This is a genomic window from Pyrococcus woesei (assembly GCF_050496105.1).
GTDB classification, from domain to species: Archaea; Methanobacteriota_B; Thermococci; order Thermococcales; family Thermococcaceae; genus Pyrococcus; species Pyrococcus furiosus.
Genome location: NZ_CP179867.1, coordinates 892,181 through 909,681 on the forward strand (window position 1 = coordinate 892,181; position 17,501 = coordinate 909,681).

The following is a 17,501-nucleotide window of genomic DNA, read 5'->3' on the forward strand; positions in this document are numbered from 1 at the left end:
AAATGCCCCTCCCACCAGATATAACTTTTGATAGTCCAGCCTTGATAAAAATGCACTCCCAAAGTATGAAAAGAATACTAGAGATAACGTTAGCAAAGTTTACCGTAAATTTGTCAATAGTTACTGTATACCGCTACCTCACTGTAAGGGCATACCTAAAGAAGAACATTGAACTTGAGCTAGATGTGTTAAAGGATATCTACAACATAGTTCCTCTTAACGAGGAGATAGCCATAAAAGCCGCTCAGATTGAAGCAGATTTAATGAGAAAGGGCATGATGCCCGATATAGAAGATGTACTGACAGCAGCAACGGCGATATATACAAAGAGTTTACTAATAACCGATGATTCAAAAAGATACGAGCCTATGAGGAGATTTGGTCTAGACACAATGCCCTTGGACAAATTTGTAAAAGAAGTAGAATTAATGGTGGAGAAAGAACTCATATGAGATCAGCAAATGGCGTTATGTGATAGAACAACCCAGGCATTACTCTAAATCCCTCTCCATATCTTACTCCTATCTTCTCTCCATAGAACATGGTCACGGTTCTCAAGAAAGGTTCCCACGTTTCCCAAATATCGTCTGTAAATTGACTCCTATGAGCTCTTATTGCTTTCAGCTTTAACTCCATGAGGTCAGTTATATCTACGATGTAATTCGGCTTGTGAGTGTAATAGAGAGCTATAAAGGACACTGAGTGCGGCTTTAGGCCGATGTCTATATCGATATTTGAGAAGTTCGGAAGTTGTGAAAATGCTACAGATTCTATTGCAAGGAATCCTGTTCTCCTATGATCTGGATGAGATTCGTATGGTAACCAAGGGTCAGGAGCAAAGACACCATCTGGCTTCTCTTTTCTTATTATCTTTACAAGATCCTTTCTAACTTCTCTGGAGTATGGGAGTTCGGTATCCCTATAATTTAGCCAGTATATCTTTCTAACTCCCAGAAGTTTTGCACTTTCTTCCTCTTCTCTTCTTCTTATAAGGGCTAATTCGTGCCCAGATAACTTCTCATCAGTAGTTCCCATGTATCCATCAGTCATGCAGATGTAGATTACCTCAACTCCCTCATCTGAAAGTTTTTTTATAGTTCCACCCATTCCTATGGCGCAGTCATCGGGATGTGGCTCAATGCAGATAACTTTTTTAGCATCTTCAAAGGGATTCTCCAGGTTAAATTCCAGCACTTCTTTAAGTAGCTTATTAAATGCCTCCTCGAATGTACTTACATTCTCAAACATAGCAAGCCACCACTACAATATAATTTTTCATATCTTTATAAATCTTTCATATTTCATAACAATATTGACTATTATAGGGAACATTATTAAATCTTCTTCGAGAACTCTAAATTAGGGTGGAAAATATGGTAAGCTCGAAGTTTAAGGAGCTCCTTTATACCCTGGGAATTCCCGAAGATAAAGTAGAGATTCTTGAAGCTAGGGGCGGAATTATGGAGGATGAGTTTGAAGGCATTAGATATCTTAGGTTTAAGAATTCAGTTGGAAAACTGAGGAGGGGAACTGTACTTTTTGAAGACGGGACAACTGTTTTTGGCTTTCCTCACATCAAGAGGATTGTAAACCTTTCAGCTGGAGTTAGAAAAATCTTTAAGTCCTCTGAGTTCTACGTTGAGGAGAAAGTTGATGGGTACAATGTTAGAGTTGTGAAGTTCAAAGATAGGATTCTCGGAATAACTAGGGGAGGATTTATTTGTCCTTACACTACCGAAAGAATTGCTGAATTCGTTCCAGAAGAATTCTTTAAAGATCATAAGGATTTGGTATTAGTTGGGGAAATGGCAGGCCCTGAAAGTCCCTATTTGGTGGAAGGACCTCCATATGTAAAAGAGGACATACAATTCTTCCTATTTGATATACAGGACATCAAAACAGGTAGTAGTTTGCCTGTAGAGGAGAGGCTCAAGCTCGCCGAGGAGTATGGAATAAATCACGTGGAAGTCTTTGGGAGGTATTCCTATAAGGACATAGATGATCTTTATGAGCTAATTGAGAGGCTCAGCAGGGAAGGAAGAGAAGGAATAGTTATGAAAAGTCCAGACATGAAGAAAATTGTAAAGTACGTGACACCTTATGCGAATATTAACGATATAAAAATAGGGGCAAGAGTATTTTACGAGCTTCCTGGGGGGTACTTCACGAGCAGAATTTCGAGGTTAGCCTTCTACATAGCGGAAAAGAAAATTAGGGGGGAAGAACTCCATAACTTGGCATTGCAACTTGGGAAAGCTCTGCTTCAACCTCTTGTTGAGGCCATTCACGACGTTACCCAGGGAGATGTAATTGCAGAGAGATTCAGAGTTAGAGTTAGAAAAATTGAGACAGCATATAAGATGGTAACACACTTTGAAAAACTAGGGTTGGAAATAGAGATAGAGGATATTGAGGAGATAGAGGGAGGATGGAGAGTTACATTCAAGAGAGTTTATCCTGAAGCTACAAGAGAAATAAGAGACCTCATAGGGGGGAAGGCATTCGTTGATTAATGTGCCTTCCTTAATTATTAAATTTTTTTTAATTACTCTGTGATTATATTGTGATGGAATTCTATTGATGGATTATAATATATTCCTAAATAGTGGAACATTTGCCGGAAGATTTTTATAGTATAATTTTAACTTAATTGTAGTAGTACACATTTCATTGCTCTGCTCTCATGGAGGGATGCCAATGTATGAGGCAATTTTTGATCTTGAAGCAATTACCCCACTCTTCATGCGAGGTGCTGATGCTAGAAGTCCTGAGTTTAGCTCTGCTAGTGTTAAAGGGGTTATGAGGTGGTGGTTCAGGGCTTTGGCTGGAGGATACTTTGGGAATAATATAGAAGCTCTCAAAGAAGTAGAGGAAAAGATTTTTGGCTCTACTAGAAACAAAAGCAGAGTTTTTGTTCGAGCTGAAGTTGAAGATGTTAAGAAAGGAAATATATACCGACAAGCTTCTAGTTGGGCAGATAAAACCATTATAGTATGGTCAGAATATGTTGATTATTTCTTCTTTTCAGTGTTAGACAAACGCAGAAATAGAAAAACTAAAAAAATAGATATAAAAACTCGTTTCGAATACTTTGATGTAGGCTCAAAGTTTAGTATTTCCTTATCTTCTACTGATGAAAGATATTTCCGTCTAGCGGAAGCTTCTCTATGGATGACAATAAACCTCGGAGGTTTTGGTTTTCGAGCAAGACGAGGGGCAGGAAGTTTGAAAGTAACAAATGCTGAGGGAGATGTTACTTTAAATTTCACTAAATTCGATTCCCTGAAAAAATTCTCCCAGGAACTTTCTAATGTTGTTTCCCAGTTTAATAAAGCTATTAGAGAGTTGGATATTAAATTTGAGCAGAGTGGTAGGGAAAAGGAGCATTATCCGAACTATCCAACGTTTGATCAAGAAAATTCATTAGTATTCACAAATGAAGAGTGGGCTGCTTCTGGTAAAAAAGAAACGTGGATAAAAGCTCTTGATAATTTTGGTCGCTGGTATTTGGGTAGAAGAAGGGGTAGAAAATTCATTGACGGATTCAGATTCAAGTTTGCTGACTACACTCTGTCTCATGCCCTTGAGAAAGTCAAAGAGGACAGTATAATTAAGACAGTCAACTCTGAGCCTCTAAAAGAAAAACGTTACTATCTTGGGTTGCCAATAAGATATGCAAACTACGGAACGACAGTGTCTGGTTGGTCAGGAGATTTACCACTAGAGAATAAAAAACTAAAAAAAGATAACATTGTGCATAGAAGAGCCTCTGGATATTGGCTGAGTCTTATTGATATAAATGGAACAATATACCCAACAGTCACAGTGTTTGCTTATCAGTTTTATCCCAACTATAGGGGAGCCTTTTATTTTGAGAAACAAGACAACAAAACAAAAGCCAGAGGCTTAATATACATTTATGAAGATAACTATTCGGCATATCTCTTTTACAAAAGGTGGATTGAAAATATAGTTCAAAATAGTGACAAGGGAAAATTCGTAGTTCTCTGGCCAAAAAAGAGCTAGATTACTGAGTTAAGCTCAGTAATTAACGGAAGGAGCACTACAAGCAACAGTTTAATAAAAACATCTCTTCTTAACAACTTTTTAGAGAACTCCCGAAAAGAGCGACTTAAGTAAACACGCTGGTTTCTATAGTTTTAAGAAAGGAAGAGAAGTACAAAATAGAGCAATCAAAGGATATGTAGACTACAGTTTGCAACAATATTTTTAAAATCCTCTCCTAACATTCTCACGGGTAGGACAATGAACATGTTGGTGGAGGTTCTACTCTTTGTTGTAGGCCTAATGCTTTTAGTTAAAGGTAGTGATATATTTGTTGAATCAGCCACGAAAATCGCCAAATCATTTGGTGTTAGTGAGTTTTTGATTGCCCTTGTTCTTGCCAGTATAGCGACAACCCTTCCAGAAGTTACAGTTTCAGCAATTTCCTCATTTAAGGGTGAAAGTAGCATAGCTCTTGGAAATGCTGTGGGGAGTGCTCTCGCTAACATAGCTTTGATACTTGCGGTCTCTGCTATGATTATGCCTTTAAATGTGGACAAAATAGCACCAAAGAATTCTCTCATAATGCTTGGAATCACAATTTACGCGTGGCTTTTGATGTTTGATGGTGTGATAAGCAGAATTGATGGCTTGACATTAATTCTTCTATATTTCGCATTCTTGTACTACCTCTATAAAAAGCACATTAGCCTTGAAGAGTTGAGCGCCCAGGAAAGGGGGAATGTTATAAAGAATGTTGTGATTCTGTTTTTGTCGGCGGGGCTTGTTATATTTGGTGCAAACCTTGTGGTTGATAGTGCCGTTGAGATAGCAACTTCCCTGGGAGTTCCTAAGGTTATCATAGGAGTTACTCTAGTTTCCATTGGAACCTCTCTTCCCGAATTTGCAAACTCCCTCACTGCAACGCTTAAAAAGATCCCCAACATAAGCGTCGGAAACATAATTGGGGCAAATATTCTGGACATTCTTATGGTAATCGGGATTGCTTCATTGATAAGGCCAATTGTCGTGGATGACTCTATAAGGAGTATAGTCATGCCGATAACCCTTCTCGTCATGGCAATATTAACAGTGTCCTTATATAGAAATCACAAAGTTGGCAGGAAAACTGCCACAGTACTTTTGGCAATCTATATGTATTTCCTATATCTCCTCGTCCAGGGAAAAGTGTATATACCTCAATGACAAATTTTCTTTGAAATGAAGATACTCCCGAGTATAGCATACCTGAGAGTTCAGAGGCAGGTCTATTTAGGATATTCAATGGCATTAGCTGGATGGATAGGGGAGTATATTTTGAATTATGGTTCATTACCAAAGCCAAACTTCATCCGAAAAGCACTTTCGAAGCTTGGCTTCTCTCACTTTTCTGAAAATTGGGAAGAAGACGCATTTTTGCTCTTTTATCAGAGAAAATCGACGGGAGTAACCGCAACTTGGGATTTAGAAAACGAAAAGTTAATTCTTCAAGTATTTCCACTGAAGACAAGATTATCAAAAGGAATAACAATTAGGGCAGAATATCTGGAATTTTACAATCAACATGTTGTTTCAATTGAGCCAGCACAAAAGCTTCCTCATGGAATAAGGAGTATAGGAATTAATCCTTTGATAGTAGGGGATAGTGAAATCCTAACTCTCCCCTATTGGGGTATGGTGCATGAAGATTGGGAAAACGACTTGAAAATTCTTGTAATGAAAGATGAGATATTTGATAGCCTTTTAAGAGAGGAGTACAGATGTCCAGTATGCTTTTCTCCCTTAAGAAGAGAGGGTAGTGCGCTTGTCTGTGATAGATGTGGGTTTATTCACACTCCAGAAGAGGGTCTCGAGGAAGTAATAGAAAGGTTCACTGTTGAGGAGTTCTCTTTTTGATCTTCCAAAATAAAATGAGAACTTAAGAAGCCTTTGAACGTGTGGAGCCTTTTTGAAGTGTTTTGAAGACTAGTGGGCTATTATTGAGCTTCTTTTGTTTCGTAAAATTTATAAGTGCATGAATAAAGCAGTGATTGGGCATAGCCCCGTGGTGTAGCGGCCAAGCATGCGGGACTTTGGATCCCGCGACCCGGGTTCGAATCCCGGCGGGGCTACCATCGTTTTCTTTTAAAAATCTTTTAAACGTCAAAACCTAAACTTCTATTAGGTGGGAAAATGTACCTAACAAAAGAGGAAGAACTAGCTCTTTCTGGAGAATATGGGCCTGCAATACAAAAAGCCATGGAGATACTTGTTGCCCTGGGTGATATCTACAATGCAGACAGGTTAATACCAATAAAAAGCGCTCAAATAGCAGGAGTTAGCTATAAAAATATTGGCGATGAAGGAATAGAATTCCTTAGAGACTTTGTGGAAGCTGGAGCTAAAGTTTCGGTGTATACTACCTTAAATCCAGCGGGAATTGGCGATGAAGACTTTATGGAAAAGCAAGCGGAAATAATTGAACTTTACAGGAAGATGGGAGTTGAAATTACATCCACATGCACTCCCTACTATGGGCCTAACCTTCCAAAGTATGGAGATCATCTAGCTTGGAGCGAAAGCTCTGCTGTAATCTTTGCAAATTCTGTTTTAGGGGCTAGGACAAATAGGGAAGGAGGCCCCTCAAGCTTAGCTGCAGCAATTGTGGGAAAAACTCCCAACTATGGACTTCATTTAGAGGAGAACAGAAAAGCTACTCATATAATTGAAGTAAAAGATAAGCTAAAATCTCGCACAGAATATTCTCTTCTCGGCTATAAAATTGGAGAGATTGTCGAGAATGGAGTTCCATACATAAGAGGAATAGCACCTACAACCGAAGACTTGAAAGCTTTAGGGGCAAGCATGGCAGCTAGCGGTGGAGTTGGATTGTATCATGTAGAGGGATCCACCCCTGAGTGGAGAGGGGCAATAGTTGACAAGATAGAAAAGATCGAAATTGGAAGAAAGGATTTAGAGGATGTCAGGCAGAGATTCTCCGTTGATTGGGGAGATGTTGATATAATCCTCTTAGGGTGTCCTCACGCTTCATTAAGGGAAATAAAGGAAATAGCTGAATTGTTGAGAATGAGAGATAAGCCTTTGAAGATACCTCTATTTATCACAGTTAGCCGGGGCATCAAAGCCTTGGCGGATTACTTGGGATATACCGAGATCATTGAAAGGTACAACGGAAAGCTTTTACCTGACGTTTGTCTTGTTGTTTCGCCAATAAAGGAGTGGTATTCTGGGGTAGCAACGGACAGCGGAAAGGCGGCATTTTACCTAAAATCTTTTGGGCTAAAAGTTCTTCTTGATACAACTGAGAACATTATAATGGGGGCTCCATGATGAAGCTCAAAGGGAGGGGGATAGTAAAGGGAGTTGCAGAGGGTGAACTAGTAGTTTCAAGGAAGCCCCTTTCATTTTTAGGAGGAGTGGATCCAAACACGGGAATAATCACTGATCCTGAAAGCGACATACAAGGGGAAAAGATAACAGGAAAGATACTTGCATTTCCCAGGGGAAAGGGATCAACTGTTGGGTCATATGTAATCTATGCTCTCGCGAAGAAAGGGACTGGACCTAAAGCTATAATTGTCGAAGAGGCAGAGGCAATAGTGGCAGTGGGCGCTATAATCGCAGGAATTCCCCTAGTAACTGGAATTGATATTTCAAAATTAAAGAGTGGCATGAAGGTAAGAGTCGATGGTGAGAGAGGGGAGGTGGAGATTATTGCCCAGGGGGATTTATGAGTGCGTTAACTGCAAGCATAGAGAAGTTTTAGACAAAACCCAGCCTCTCCTTCCTGGCAGATGTCCTGTTTGTGGAGGGGATATGATACTTGTTGGTTATGAGCTTGACATAGAGGAAGAGGAGAAGCCAAGCTTTGAGGACTTCCTAAGAGAGCACTATGACCTTGGCGAGTTAATTGAGCATAGGGGAGAAGTTTACGCTTACGAGGTTCTTGGAATAAAAACTGAAAACTTTGAGGAAGTTTTGAGAGAAGCTGAAAAATTTGGCTATTGGCTTGCTCTTAAGAGAAGAGAGGGGAAAATAGTTCTTTATGTGTTCCCAGCTCAATTATATGAAGACAAAGAAAATCCTCTTGTTGGAATTGCTTTGTTCATACTAACACTTCTAAGTACGTTCTTTGCTGGCTACATTCTCTCCTTAAATTACGTGAAAACACTTGAAGACCTTAACCTTCCAGGAATTAAAAATTTGTATTTGAATGCCTTGGCCTTCTCCCTGGGAATAATATCCATTCTAGGAAGTCATGAAATGGGACACAAAATAGCGGCCACAATTCATAACGTAAAATCCACATTTCCGTATTTCATTCCATTTCCATCTTTTATTGGAACTCTTGGAGCAATAATTAGGGTGAAATCCCCAATTCCCACCAGAAATGCCGCAATAGATCTTGGAGCTAGTGGTCCTCTTGTTGGGCTTATTGTCGCCATTCCCGTTACAGCAATAGGGCTTAGGTTATCCCCCTTAGTCCCCGTCGATTACCTTCAGGGGGAAGGAACTATATACTTTGGTATGAACTTGATATTCTATGGGCTGTCAAAGCTGGTCATTGGAGATGTGCCGGAGGGCTTTGGAATTATCCTTCACCCACTGGCAATAGCTGGTTGGGTGGGAATCCTTGTGACGTTCTTGAACCTTCTTCCAGCGGCTCAACTAGATGGAGGACATATAGCGAGAGCCTTCCTTCCTGAAAAGGTTCACAGAGTCCTAACTTATGCTTTGGGTTTTGTAGCTATAGGACTGAGCTACCTTTGGCCAGGATGGTTCTTATGGGGATTGTTAATTCTCATTATGGGAAGGGTAGGAAACCCAGGGGCCTTGGATGAAGTGACTCCCCTTACGTGGAGTAGAAAAGTATTGGCCATTATAATTTGGGCAGTATTTATAGCGTCAGCAACTTTAGTTCCGTTTTCAACATCCAGCTGAGCGGAAATCTTTTATCTTTATTTATCTGGAAATAAAAACAAGCTTAACATGAAATAAGGGAGGGGACTAGATGAGAATTGAGATAAAATTATTGCCACTTCAAGATAACCCAGTGATTCCGTTCAACTACAACTACGAGCTATATTCCCAAATAGTCGAAAAGGCTGGGGCTATAGAACCAAGAATAGTGAAGCTTTTGGAATCCCCTCACGGGTATTGGACGTTTTCAAGAATAATCATAAGAAAGAGAGAGATAATACCCGAGAAGGGAATAAAGATTTTGTCGGATGATATCTCTCTCTACATTTCATCCTCAAACAAGGAGATAATTAAGGGAATCGTAGAGGGTATTGAAAAAAGCCCAGAATTTAAAATAGGCGATGTAGGATTTTTAGTTGCGGACATAAAGGCTCTAAAGAGCAAAGAAATAAAAAATGTAAACATATTTTCAACATTAAGCCCTATAGTAGTTAGAACTGTGAAATTTGAGGGTGATAAGCTTAAACATTGGGATCTTTATCCTCACGATGAATTGTTCTTAGACAGGCTTAGAAAAGTGATGCTCCTGAGATATCATGAGGTTATGGGAGATTTACCTGAAGATAAAGACTTCAGAATTGAACTCATAAAGTTCAAGCCTACGAGACTTATTGTCAAGGATTCATACATTAGAGGATCTCTCATGGTGTTTAGATACTATGGATCCAAAGAAATTGCAAAATTTGGGTACGAAAATGGATTTGGAGAAAAAACGAATCTAGGATTTGGAATGGTGAAGATTATAGAAGAGCAATAACCAGAAGGGCTAATAACATTTCTACTAACCATGTAGATAGGACAAGACGGGGTTCAGTAGCTCTCCAAACTTTGTTTAAAGCTCTAATCATAATTCCCAGGAAAGAGGTATATGGAGGGGGCAACAAAGTTCCATCTTCTAAGACTTTTGTTTTTCCAATGGACTTTCCTTTGAATCTGACCTTCATCTTTAAGAGAAAGTCAATTATGTGGGGAAGCAAGAGAATAGTGGCTTGAGTCTCAAGGCCAGAAGTTATCGTAACTAGTCCTATTAAAGCTCCAAGAGATAAAGTTCCAGTGTCTCCTGGGAAAACTTTTGCAGGGTATTTATTCCAGATTAAGAATCCCAGGCCGGCAAAAAATCCTATAAGAGCGAGCTCTTTCATGTTTTTGGAAAGTACAAACAGGGCAAATAGAATTATAGATGATAATCCAACCTCTAAACCGTTAAATCCTGCAAGTAAGTTCACTAGATTTGCAACAAATGGAACATAGAGCCAAAGGAAAATTATGGCAAAGATGCCTAAATATACTTTGTGGTTAAATACAACCAGAAAGTTCCGTTCCAGGTTAAAGAGGACTGGCATTGAAACTAGTATTGTTAAAAAAACTTTATGTGACTGCTTTAGGTTTACAAGGTCATCTATGACTCCAACAACCCCTACAAGGAGAAAAACTGAAACTATCCAACCAGGGATGTTGGTAAAAAAAGAAGCTAATGAAATCGAAATTAGAAGTGCTAGTCCTCCCATCTCCGGGACAAGAACTTCTTGCACTTTATGCACATCTCTTCCAACTATGTTGGCTTTTTTCATTAGAGATGCAATGTAAGGAGTTAGTGTGAGGGACAAGAAAAATGCAACAATGCTTTCAATGATCATCTTTCAGCCTCCTAACTTCCTCTATAATTTCCCTTAGATACCTCGAAATTTCCAATTTCTCTAGGTCTTCCAATGCATTCCAAAACTCACTTAAGTTTTTAGCGCCGGAAAGTTCGTACTCATATGCCTGGATTATCATGTCAAGTTTATCAGCAATCTTGACTAGCTGTCCCTCTAAAGTTAATGCTTTTGAATACTCTTCGAATAACTCTGTATATTCCGGAAGGACGTCTTTTAGGGCTTTTGCTTCAGCTTCTTCTTTATTTAGATATTTTTGAGCAGAAAGGGGGAGATCTGTAATAATGGCCTCTCCGAGGTCATGAATTATTGCTATTTTTAGGGCCTTTTCGACATCGATTTCAACTCCCTTCTTCTTTAGTTCTTCGGCTAGGAGGAGGGTTATGAATGCTACTCTATATGAATGATCGGCGACACTCTCTGGATTTGGAACTCCTTTAATTAGCCAGCCCATCCTGGGAATTCGTTTTAATTTTCCAGCTAGAAGGATTAGGTCTATCATGCTTTCATCCCTACTCTTCGCTTATATACACAGCACCATTAGTTTCAATTGCCCTTGCAATTATTCCATCTCCAACAAAAACTCCATAAACCTTCACTTTCTCCCCCGCCTTTATGTAGGGGGTTCCAGCAAACTCTATTTTTAAGCCCGAGATCTTGAAAGTTGTTCTGTAACTCGGCAGTTCCATAGGTAAAAATTCTATGATAGGCTTGTTCTCTATCTCTCCTTCAATGACAATGTTTTTCCCCTTGAATTTCCCATTTCTAAGTTCCTCTGGAGTCACTATATAATAAAAGTGGTGTCCCAATTTTACCCGTTTCATGTTCCTCCCTTCCTTATCTTTTATATCCCCCAAGCTGGAATAAATTGTGGGGTGAAATATGATAAAGGTTGCGATAATTGGTGCTGAAAATGTAGGTAAATCAACCTTGATGAATGCTCTCTTAGGAGGGAAAATCTCAGAAGTCTCAGAAGTTCCAGGTACCACGAAGGGAACAATAAAGAGAGTTTTTGGAAAGATAAAGTTGCCGAAGACAATTAAGAACCCTTTTGGTGGGGCAGATGAGCTTGTACTGATAGACACAGCTGGGTTATTTGACCCAGAAAAAGAAATTAGGGGAAAAGTCTTGAGCGAGGAAGCATTTAAAGAGCTAATAAACGAGATAATAAGGGCTGATATAATTATTCACATGATAGATGCAACGAAGGGCCTTCACAGAGGAATGGAAAAGCTTCACTATATCCTCAAGTTTAGATACGAAAAGCCAATCATAGTTGTGATAAATAAAATTGATTTAGTTCCCAGGGAGAAAGTTGAAGAGTTGGCAAAGATAGTCGAGAAAAGACTCGAACAGAAGCCTATACTCCTATCCTTAGTCACGTATGAGGGATTTAACGATCTTCTTAAGGCCCTTGTTCACTATGCCCAATATGCAAAGTAATTACCAAGGAACACTTTTCCATTTCATCTTGTACGCAAGGACATTGGTCCCCCAGTGGATAAGAGGAGTGACCACTAAGAGAAGTAGAACTTCTCCTGTAGGAATTGTATGTACTGGGTATGCAAAGCATAGTGCTGAAATTAGGAATCCCCACTGATCTAGACCCACTGCAGGATAACCTGGGGGCAAATTGAGCCTCCTTTTTATGAAACTTCCAATTAGATCTCCAACTAAGGCTCCAAGAGCCAAAAGAAAGGAAACTTTGAAGGCCAGGCTAAGAGAAGGGTAATAGGGATAAATTATTTGCTGTATAACTCCAATAAGCGTTCCAACTGTTAATCCCCCTAAAAATCCCCTCCACGTTTTGCTGTCTCCAAAGATTCTTCTTCCATCTCTCCAAGTTTTTCCAAAGTCAATAGGAGTTCCCCCACCTAAAATAACTGGAGAAGAATTAGCAAAGTATGCGGGAAGAATATACCAGAAAGCTTCAAGAATTGGATGCATTTCATTCACCAGCCTTTAGTTTTAATACCTCCTTTGCAAATGCCTCCAAAACCTCTTTCCTCTTTCCTTCGAAGAATTTAATTGAACCAGCATAGCTGTGTCCTCCACCCTCAACCCCAGCATCTGGGAGTTTTTCTGCTAGAATCTTCACTATCTTGTTAAGGTCAAAGTTGTACTTGGCCATTCCATCACTTGCTCTTACAACCGCAAAGTCCGGTCCATAGGCTAAGGTTAGAATTGGCGAATCCTCTCCATATTGTTCTTTGAAGTGATCGTGAATAATCCCTGATAGCTTCCCTGGGCTTGGATACTCAAACTTTGGAGCATAGAGCTCAACATCAATTGTGTTAAACCTAATGCCATTTGGAAGAACGACGCTCTTTACATGAGGAAGGACGGCTTTGAGGACTTTTTCCTGCTTTTCTTTGACTTCTGGGTAAATTCCCTCAACGAGCATTCTATGCCTCTGCAGGTTCCCAGTTATTAAAAGGATCTCCTCAATTATTCCCCTTCCATCCATGAACTTCCAATAAAAGGCTTCGTGGTCGATAACTTCAGCAATCTTTTTGAGGTCTTCCTCGTCGAGTCCTTTCTCCTTTGCATACTCCAAGTACTGGTAGAATTCTGGTGCCTTGCTCCTATCTCCCGTTCCTGCAATTGCTGGTAAGTGCTTAATTCTATCTTCAACCTCTGGGTTTATATAACGTGCTACTTCCGTGGCTAGCATTCCTGCAGTGAGCTCATAATAACCACGCTTCACGTGATGTGGGTTTACATGGACATCAACGTATTCATCAACCTTAGCTTTGTCTTCACTTATCCAATCTCTTGGATCATGGTGGTCTATTACTACTATCTTTACTCCATAAGCCTTTAGCCTCTTATAAGCTGGAATATCCTCTGTTGTTCCTCCGTTATCTACTATTACAACTAAGGGCAGCTCATCTCCAAATCTCATGTGGTCTTCCATCATAAATATGATATCCTTAAGCACATCTTCTAGTTCATAGAAGGGGGCCCTGGAAGGTCTTCTCTTGAAGAGATGCCACCTGGCTTCTGGATCTGGGGCCACTTTTTCAATTAGCGGGATTATCGCAGTTTCTAATGCTACCCCAGCCGTGTATCCGTCCGTATCGGCGTGATGCCTTAGAATTATTGGCCTACCCTCGAAGATAGCCCTCCTTATCATGAAAGCCGCCTTCATGATCTTTGGCTTCAATGCCTCGAGAACCTCGCTCTTAACCAAGAAGCCAACGTCACTTGGCTGGGCTCTCCTGTCTAATTCTTCCTCAATTTTTCTCTTGACTTCTGCAGCATCTGGCCCCCAGAGCCTGTACATGTCTATAACTTCTACTTGTATACTTCCTGCGTGGAATGAGACTTTCCCTATGATCTCAACTATGTCGCCGACATTGATGTTTGGATAAGCCCTTACTCCAGGAGCTTCAAATGCTGCAGCCCATGTTATTCCAGTTCCATCAGTTAAGGTAAAAACAGTTGGACCCCCAGTTACCTGCACTTGCGTGACCTTTCCCCTGATCTTTACTGTTCTACCTGCGAGTTCCTCTTTTAGCTCTTCAATTGGAGTTACTGGAAGCTCTTTCTTTACATGAACTTCCCTATATTTTGTTAGAGGGGCTTCCAGAAAGTCTATCTCTCTCTTGTCAGGCCTTACATCGAGAACTTGCACTATTATCTCATCACCGGGCTTGTATTCTCTCTTCCCTAAGAGGTCTTTTTTCTTTATTAACCCAATAACGTGCTTGTTTAACTTTACAAACACTCCAAACCTCTCTACCCTGTCAATTACACCTTTATAGTAGCTTCCAATTTCCACATCTTCATAATCACAAGCATTGTCAAGAACGTACACTACTTTGAACTTTCTTTCACACTCAGGACAAACCCAAGTTGTTTCCATCCCAGGTTCCCAGGGGCCTTTAACCTTTCCACATATGTCACATGCAAGTACTTTTCCAGTTCCTCCGCAAGTTGGGCAAGTGTCATAAACTGGAACTGTTCCCTTTCCATGACACTCTGGACAAGGAATTTCGTCTACCTCTTCATCCACTCCAAAGTTCTCTAAATTTCTGTATCCTTTTAGATGATCTGTGAGCTTAAAGTCAGCTGGAACATAACCCCAACCATTACAAACTGAACACTCCTTTTCTCCAACTTTAACTTTTCCACTTCCCCCACATTCTGGACAATCCTTGACAGCCATTTTCATCACCTCTCATACCTTCATTACGTAGAAGTATCTCGCAAGAGATGAGTGCACTCTCTGATAAAACCTATCAATTACTTTAAATCCTATGCTCTCCGCAACATCAATGGCATCAAAATCTTCAGGGAAAGCTATGCTTAAATACCCCTCGAGTACTTCATACATGCTCTCTAGGGCCTTTTTATAGAGCATATCTCTTTCCATTGAGAGTGTTGTTGAAGACCCATAAGGAGGATCGGTTGCTATGGCTTCAAAAGTTTTTCCTGGGAATGCTTCCTTAATTCTGGTGGCGTCACCAACTTTAACTACGTAGTCTTTAATTCCGTAGTACTCTAGGTTTATCTTTGCTCCCTCTACCATGTCTTCCCTTATATCTAAACCATAAACTTTAAGCCCCATTAATCCCGCTTCAATTAGCATTCCTCCTGTCCCCATAAATGGGTCTAGCAACTCCCTTGTAGCTCGGGTAAGATTTACCATTGCTCGAGCGATTCTCGGTGGCAAAGCTATTGGTCTTGAAAATGGTCTTCTGTCTGCTTTTCTGTTCTCGAATTCTTTTCCTTTAAATTCTCTTATTCTAACTCCAAGCCAGAGTTTTTCTCCACAGTAAATCCTAATAACAGTAGTTGGGCTTGAGAGGTTAACTTTGAAGCCTTTTGAATATATTGTTCCCCCAATTATCTTGTCTAGGTCTTGGATATCATAAATACAATTCGCCATTCTTTCTTTTCTTACGGCGAAACTCCCCTTAATTACACCCTCCCAATTGCATGATTTTGAAAATTCTATTATCTCCTCTGGTGAATCTGATGAAAAGAGCAAAATTCCATATTCATGAGCCATCCCGAGTCTCTCAAAAAATTTCAGATCTTCTACTTCTCCCCATACAAACAAATAATCCTTCCCATTTACTTTACCCTTTCCCAGTTCCGAAAGGGCCTCCACCTCTGCAACGGCCATTTCAGGGATATTTCCCAAAATTTCAACATAGAACTTCATCAATGCTCAAATAAAAAAGAAGGTTAAAAAATTATCTACTGAGAACCTATAACCTTAATCCTTACCTCTACGCTGTCTGTCATGCATTCATTTCCTGAATCCCCATCGAACTTGAACCTAAACTTAACTGGTAGCACTTCTTTTTCCTTTAGTTTTCCTGAAAATATCAAAATATCTTTGCCTGCAAGTTTGTTTAGCTTGCTTTTGACTATTTCACTTCCATTTGCAATGATTGTGGCTGTTATACATTTGCTTAGCTCCCCTACATCATCAGTTAAGTCAAAAGGCTTTTCTGCAGGGGATAATTCGTCTTCTCTGTCTACAATATACAAAACAATTGAGATATTTGAAACCTCTACATTGCCATAGTTCTTTATGTAGAAACTAACATCTTCCACGTCTCCAGGCTTCATGTCTTTAAGTTCAAAGAGCTTTAGTGTCTCATAAAACCTGTTGTTGTCCTTTCCTATCCTAATGTCGAATTCTCCACTGGATATGCTGTTTCCCTGGGAGTCAGCTATATCCAAAAAAGATCCCCTTGCTGTCGATGCTAAAATAACAATAACCCCAACAACGAGTATACCAAGTATTATTTTGTTATTTTTAATCTTCATTTTTTACCACCTTCAAAAGTTTTTACAAAAATTTGACGGCGTTCTTCTTTATAAATTTTATGATAGGATATAAAAGAATTTGAGAAACTAAAACAAAAATACAACTAAAAATAGTAAAAATCAGGCCTTTAGAAGCTCCCTAACAGTTCTTCTCACAGCCTCGTAGCTATTCATTTTGGGCTTCCAACCAGTGGATTTTGCTTTAGTTATGTCGAGTAACATGAACTTTACATCCCCTTTCCAGCCTCTTCCACCGTCAACTCCACCCGTGAACCGGAATTCTGGATTTAGGCCCATTTCTTCACTTACAATTTCAGCTATTTCCTTAACTGTAATCCAGTCTTCATTACCTAGGTTATAAACATCGTAGATTTTTCCTTCTTTTTTAAAGTACTCAAAGATGTGAAGCATTCCCTCGACAGTATCACTTACGTGGAGGTAGCTTTTTCTCTGAGTTCCGTCTCCAAGAATTTCTAAAACCTCAGGATTCTTCTTGAGTTTGTTTATGAAGTCGTAAATTACTCCATGATTCGCCCTTGCCCCTATTATGTTTGCAAGCCTAAATACTACTGCATGGAATTCGAATATGTGGGCATATCCACTAATTAAGGCCTCTGCAGCCAGCTTTGCACCTCCATAGACGCTTATTGGCTCTAGGGGACCATAATCTTCTGGTGTTGGAATGACTTTCGCATCTCCATATACCGTGGAAGATGATGTAAAGATGAGATACTTAACGTTTGAATCTTTTATTGCCTGGAGGAGGTTGTATGTTATTAGAACGTTTGTCTCGTAGAGAAGCTCTGGGCTTTGAGCACTTATCCTAACTTCTGGGTTTGCTGCTAGATGATAGACAATATCAACGTCTTCTACAGCTTCTTTTACAATATTTGGATCTCTCATATCCCCTTTTATGAACTCAAATCTGCTGTTATCTAACCACTGCTCTATGTTCTTAAGACTCCCCGCACTTAAATCGTCGAGGACTCTAACTCTATAGCCCCTTTCCATTAAGGCATCTACAAGGTGTGAACCAATAAATCCTGCCCCTCCAGTGACTAATACCTTCATATT

At 39.8% G+C, this 17,501-nt stretch carries 19 protein-coding genes and 1 tRNA gene; 11 read left to right on the plus strand and 9 right to left on the minus strand.

Annotated features, from left to right (window positions below; genetic code table 11):
- Positions 1–2: 2 nt before the first annotated feature.
- A complete protein-coding gene (locus tag ACMFNG_RS04970) occupies positions 3–452 on the plus strand; it encodes a type II toxin-antitoxin system VapC family toxin (RefSeq protein ID WP_430515250.1) in 450 nt (149 codons plus the stop codon).
- Here the strand turns inward: ACMFNG_RS04970 and ACMFNG_RS04975 are convergent.
- Positions 445–1,248: a PIG-L deacetylase family protein gene (locus ACMFNG_RS04975; protein ID WP_011011467.1), complete on the minus strand. Its 804-nt coding sequence runs from the start codon at positions 1,246–1,248 to the stop codon at positions 445–447. The two genes, ACMFNG_RS04970 and ACMFNG_RS04975, sit on opposite strands and share 8 nt — an antisense overlap.
- Positions 1,249–1,373: 125 nt before the next feature.
- Between ACMFNG_RS04975 and ACMFNG_RS04980 the strand changes: the two genes are divergently transcribed.
- The 9 genes from ACMFNG_RS04980 to cas6 all read left to right on the plus strand — a co-directional run bounded on the left by ACMFNG_RS04980 (position 1,374) and on the right by cas6 (position 9,742).
- The gene (locus ACMFNG_RS04980; RefSeq protein WP_014835129.1) at positions 1,374–2,513 is read left to right on the plus strand and encodes an RNA ligase; all 1,140 of its coding nucleotides are present in this window, start codon (positions 1,374–1,376) and stop codon (positions 2,511–2,513) included.
- 184 nt (positions 2,514–2,697) lie between these two features.
- Positions 2,698–4,026 (plus strand): type III-B CRISPR module RAMP protein Cmr1, encoded by a 1,329-nt coding sequence (gene cmr1 / locus ACMFNG_RS04985; RefSeq protein ID WP_014835130.1) that lies wholly within the window; start codon positions 2,698–2,700, stop codon positions 4,024–4,026.
- A 240-nt stretch (positions 4,027–4,266) separates the two neighbouring features.
- Positions 4,267–5,211 carry a sodium:calcium antiporter gene (locus ACMFNG_RS04990; RefSeq protein WP_014835131.1) on the plus strand — a complete coding sequence of 315 codons (945 nt, stop codon included), beginning with the start codon at positions 4,267–4,269 and terminating at the stop codon, positions 5,209–5,211.
- A gap of 15 nt (positions 5,212–5,226) precedes the next feature.
- On the plus strand, positions 5,227–5,901 hold the full coding sequence (locus ACMFNG_RS04995) for a hypothetical protein (RefSeq protein ID WP_011011462.1): 675 nt from the start codon (positions 5,227–5,229) through the stop codon (positions 5,899–5,901).
- Between the two features lie 142 nt (positions 5,902–6,043).
- Positions 6,044–6,119, plus strand: a tRNA-Gln gene (locus ACMFNG_RS05000).
- 58 nt (positions 6,120–6,177) lie between these two features.
- On the plus strand, positions 6,178–7,335 hold the full coding sequence (locus ACMFNG_RS05005) for an aconitase X catalytic domain-containing protein (RefSeq protein WP_011011503.1): 1,158 nt from the start codon (positions 6,178–6,180) through the stop codon (positions 7,333–7,335).
- Positions 7,335–7,739: a DUF126 domain-containing protein gene (locus ACMFNG_RS05010; protein ID WP_011011504.1), complete on the plus strand. Its 405-nt coding sequence runs from the start codon at positions 7,335–7,337 to the stop codon at positions 7,737–7,739. Before ACMFNG_RS05005 ends, ACMFNG_RS05010 begins: the two co-directional genes overlap by 1 nt.
- Positions 7,693–8,946, plus strand: coding sequence for a site-2 protease family protein (locus ACMFNG_RS05015; RefSeq protein WP_011011505.1), 1,254 nt, complete (start codon positions 7,693–7,695; stop codon positions 8,944–8,946). Before ACMFNG_RS05010 ends, ACMFNG_RS05015 begins: the two co-directional genes overlap by 47 nt.
- Positions 8,947–9,016: 70 nt before the next feature.
- Positions 9,017–9,742 carry a CRISPR-associated endoribonuclease Cas6 gene (gene cas6, locus ACMFNG_RS05020; RefSeq protein WP_011011506.1) on the plus strand — a complete coding sequence of 242 codons (726 nt, stop codon included), beginning with the start codon at positions 9,017–9,019 and terminating at the stop codon, positions 9,740–9,742.
- On the opposite strand, the gene ACMFNG_RS05025 is transcribed toward cas6, so the two are convergent.
- Genes ACMFNG_RS05025 through ACMFNG_RS05035 form a run of 3 tightly spaced genes read right to left on the minus strand, consistent with a single transcriptional unit; the run spans position 9,726 to position 11,464 of the window.
- Positions 9,726–10,622: an MraY family glycosyltransferase gene (locus tag ACMFNG_RS05025; protein ID WP_011011507.1), complete on the minus strand. Its 897-nt coding sequence runs from the start codon at positions 10,620–10,622 to the stop codon at positions 9,726–9,728. The genes cas6 and ACMFNG_RS05025 overlap by 17 nt on opposite strands.
- Positions 10,612–11,142: an HD domain-containing protein gene (locus ACMFNG_RS05030; protein ID WP_011011508.1), complete on the minus strand. Its 531-nt coding sequence runs from the start codon at positions 11,140–11,142 to the stop codon at positions 10,612–10,614. The genes ACMFNG_RS05025 and ACMFNG_RS05030 overlap by 11 nt, the downstream gene beginning before the upstream one ends.
- Positions 11,143–11,152: 10 nt before the next feature.
- Entirely contained in the window at positions 11,153–11,464 is a 312-nt protein-coding gene (locus ACMFNG_RS05035) for a hypothetical protein (protein ID WP_014835135.1), read from the minus strand.
- Between the two features lie 58 nt (positions 11,465–11,522).
- Here ACMFNG_RS05035 and ACMFNG_RS05040 point away from each other — a divergent pair, with 58 nt between their 5' ends.
- Positions 11,523–12,083, plus strand: a complete 561-nt coding sequence (locus ACMFNG_RS05040) for an Era-like GTP-binding protein (protein ID WP_430515251.1) — start codon at positions 11,523–11,525, stop codon at positions 12,081–12,083.
- On the opposite strand, the gene ACMFNG_RS05045 is transcribed toward ACMFNG_RS05040, so the two are convergent.
- The 5 genes from ACMFNG_RS05045 to ACMFNG_RS05065 all read right to left on the minus strand — a co-directional run bounded on the left by ACMFNG_RS05045 (position 12,084) and on the right by ACMFNG_RS05065 (position 17,498).
- Positions 12,084–12,587: a CDP-2,3-bis-(O-geranylgeranyl)-sn-glycerol synthase gene (locus tag ACMFNG_RS05045; protein ID WP_011011511.1), complete on the minus strand. Its 504-nt coding sequence runs from the start codon at positions 12,585–12,587 to the stop codon at positions 12,084–12,086.
- Position 12,588: 1 nt separating this feature from the next.
- Positions 12,589–14,811, minus strand: coding sequence for a DHH family phosphoesterase (locus ACMFNG_RS05050; RefSeq protein WP_011011512.1), 2,223 nt, complete (start codon positions 14,809–14,811; stop codon positions 12,589–12,591).
- A gap of 12 nt (positions 14,812–14,823) precedes the next feature.
- A complete protein-coding gene (locus ACMFNG_RS05055) occupies positions 14,824–15,813 on the minus strand; it encodes a TIGR01177 family methyltransferase (RefSeq protein ID WP_011011513.1) in 990 nt (329 codons plus the stop codon).
- Between the two features lie 35 nt (positions 15,814–15,848).
- Positions 15,849–16,427 (minus strand): methyltransferase, encoded by a 579-nt coding sequence (locus ACMFNG_RS05060; protein ID WP_011011514.1) that lies wholly within the window; start codon positions 16,425–16,427, stop codon positions 15,849–15,851.
- 120 nt (positions 16,428–16,547) lie between these two features.
- Positions 16,548–17,498 carry an NAD-dependent epimerase/dehydratase family protein gene (locus ACMFNG_RS05065; RefSeq protein ID WP_011011515.1) on the minus strand — a complete coding sequence of 317 codons (951 nt, stop codon included), beginning with the start codon at positions 17,496–17,498 and terminating at the stop codon, positions 16,548–16,550.
- Positions 17,499–17,501: the final 3 nt, after the last annotated feature.

What these genes read in the sequence shown, in the direction of transcription:
- ACMFNG_RS04990 (WP_014835131.1), top strand. Translation starts at nt 4,267, where the DNA reads ATGAACATGTTGGTGGAGGTTCTACTCTTTGTTGTAGGCCTAATGCTT.
- ACMFNG_RS05055 (WP_011011513.1), bottom strand. Translation starts at nt 15,813, where the DNA reads ATGAAGTTCTATGTTGAAATTTTGGGAAATATCCCTGAAATGGCCGTT.
- ACMFNG_RS05030 (WP_011011508.1), bottom strand. Translation starts at nt 11,142, where the DNA reads ATGATAGACCTAATCCTTCTAGCTGGAAAATTAAAACGAATTCCCAGG.
- cmr1 (WP_014835130.1), top strand. Translation starts at nt 2,698, where the DNA reads ATGTATGAGGCAATTTTTGATCTTGAAGCAATTACCCCACTCTTCATG.
- ACMFNG_RS05040 (WP_430515251.1), top strand. Translation starts at nt 11,523, where the DNA reads ATGATAAAGGTTGCGATAATTGGTGCTGAAAATGTAGGTAAATCAACC.
- ACMFNG_RS04980 (WP_014835129.1), top strand. Translation starts at nt 1,374, where the DNA reads ATGGTAAGCTCGAAGTTTAAGGAGCTCCTTTATACCCTGGGAATTCCC.
- ACMFNG_RS04995 (WP_011011462.1), top strand. Translation starts at nt 5,227, where the DNA reads ATGAAGATACTCCCGAGTATAGCATACCTGAGAGTTCAGAGGCAGGTC.
- ACMFNG_RS05025 (WP_011011507.1), bottom strand. Translation starts at nt 10,622, where the DNA reads ATGATCATTGAAAGCATTGTTGCATTTTTCTTGTCCCTCACACTAACT.
- ACMFNG_RS04970 (WP_430515250.1), top strand. Translation starts at nt 3, where the DNA reads ATGCCCCTCCCACCAGATATAACTTTTGATAGTCCAGCCTTGATAAAA.
- ACMFNG_RS05060 (WP_011011514.1), bottom strand. Translation starts at nt 16,427, where the DNA reads ATGAAGATTAAAAATAACAAAATAATACTTGGTATACTCGTTGTTGGG.
- ACMFNG_RS05015 (WP_011011505.1), top strand. Translation starts at nt 7,693, where the DNA reads ATGGTGAGAGAGGGGAGGTGGAGATTATTGCCCAGGGGGATTTATGAG.
- ACMFNG_RS05010 (WP_011011504.1), top strand. Translation starts at nt 7,335, where the DNA reads ATGAAGCTCAAAGGGAGGGGGATAGTAAAGGGAGTTGCAGAGGGTGAA.
- ACMFNG_RS04975 (WP_011011467.1), bottom strand. Translation starts at nt 1,248, where the DNA reads ATGTTTGAGAATGTAAGTACATTCGAGGAGGCATTTAATAAGCTACTT.
- cas6 (WP_011011506.1), top strand. Translation starts at nt 9,017, where the DNA reads ATGAGAATTGAGATAAAATTATTGCCACTTCAAGATAACCCAGTGATT.
- ACMFNG_RS05035 (WP_014835135.1), bottom strand. Translation starts at nt 11,464, where the DNA reads ATGAAACGGGTAAAATTGGGACACCACTTTTATTATATAGTGACTCCA.
- ACMFNG_RS05050 (WP_011011512.1), bottom strand. Translation starts at nt 14,811, where the DNA reads ATGGCTGTCAAGGATTGTCCAGAATGTGGGGGAAGTGGAAAAGTTAAA.
- ACMFNG_RS05045 (WP_011011511.1), bottom strand. Translation starts at nt 12,587, where the DNA reads ATGCATCCAATTCTTGAAGCTTTCTGGTATATTCTTCCCGCATACTTT.
- ACMFNG_RS05005 (WP_011011503.1), top strand. Translation starts at nt 6,178, where the DNA reads ATGTACCTAACAAAAGAGGAAGAACTAGCTCTTTCTGGAGAATATGGG.
- ACMFNG_RS05065 (WP_011011515.1), bottom strand. Translation starts at nt 17,498, where the DNA reads ATGAAGGTATTAGTCACTGGAGGGGCAGGATTTATTGGTTCACACCTT.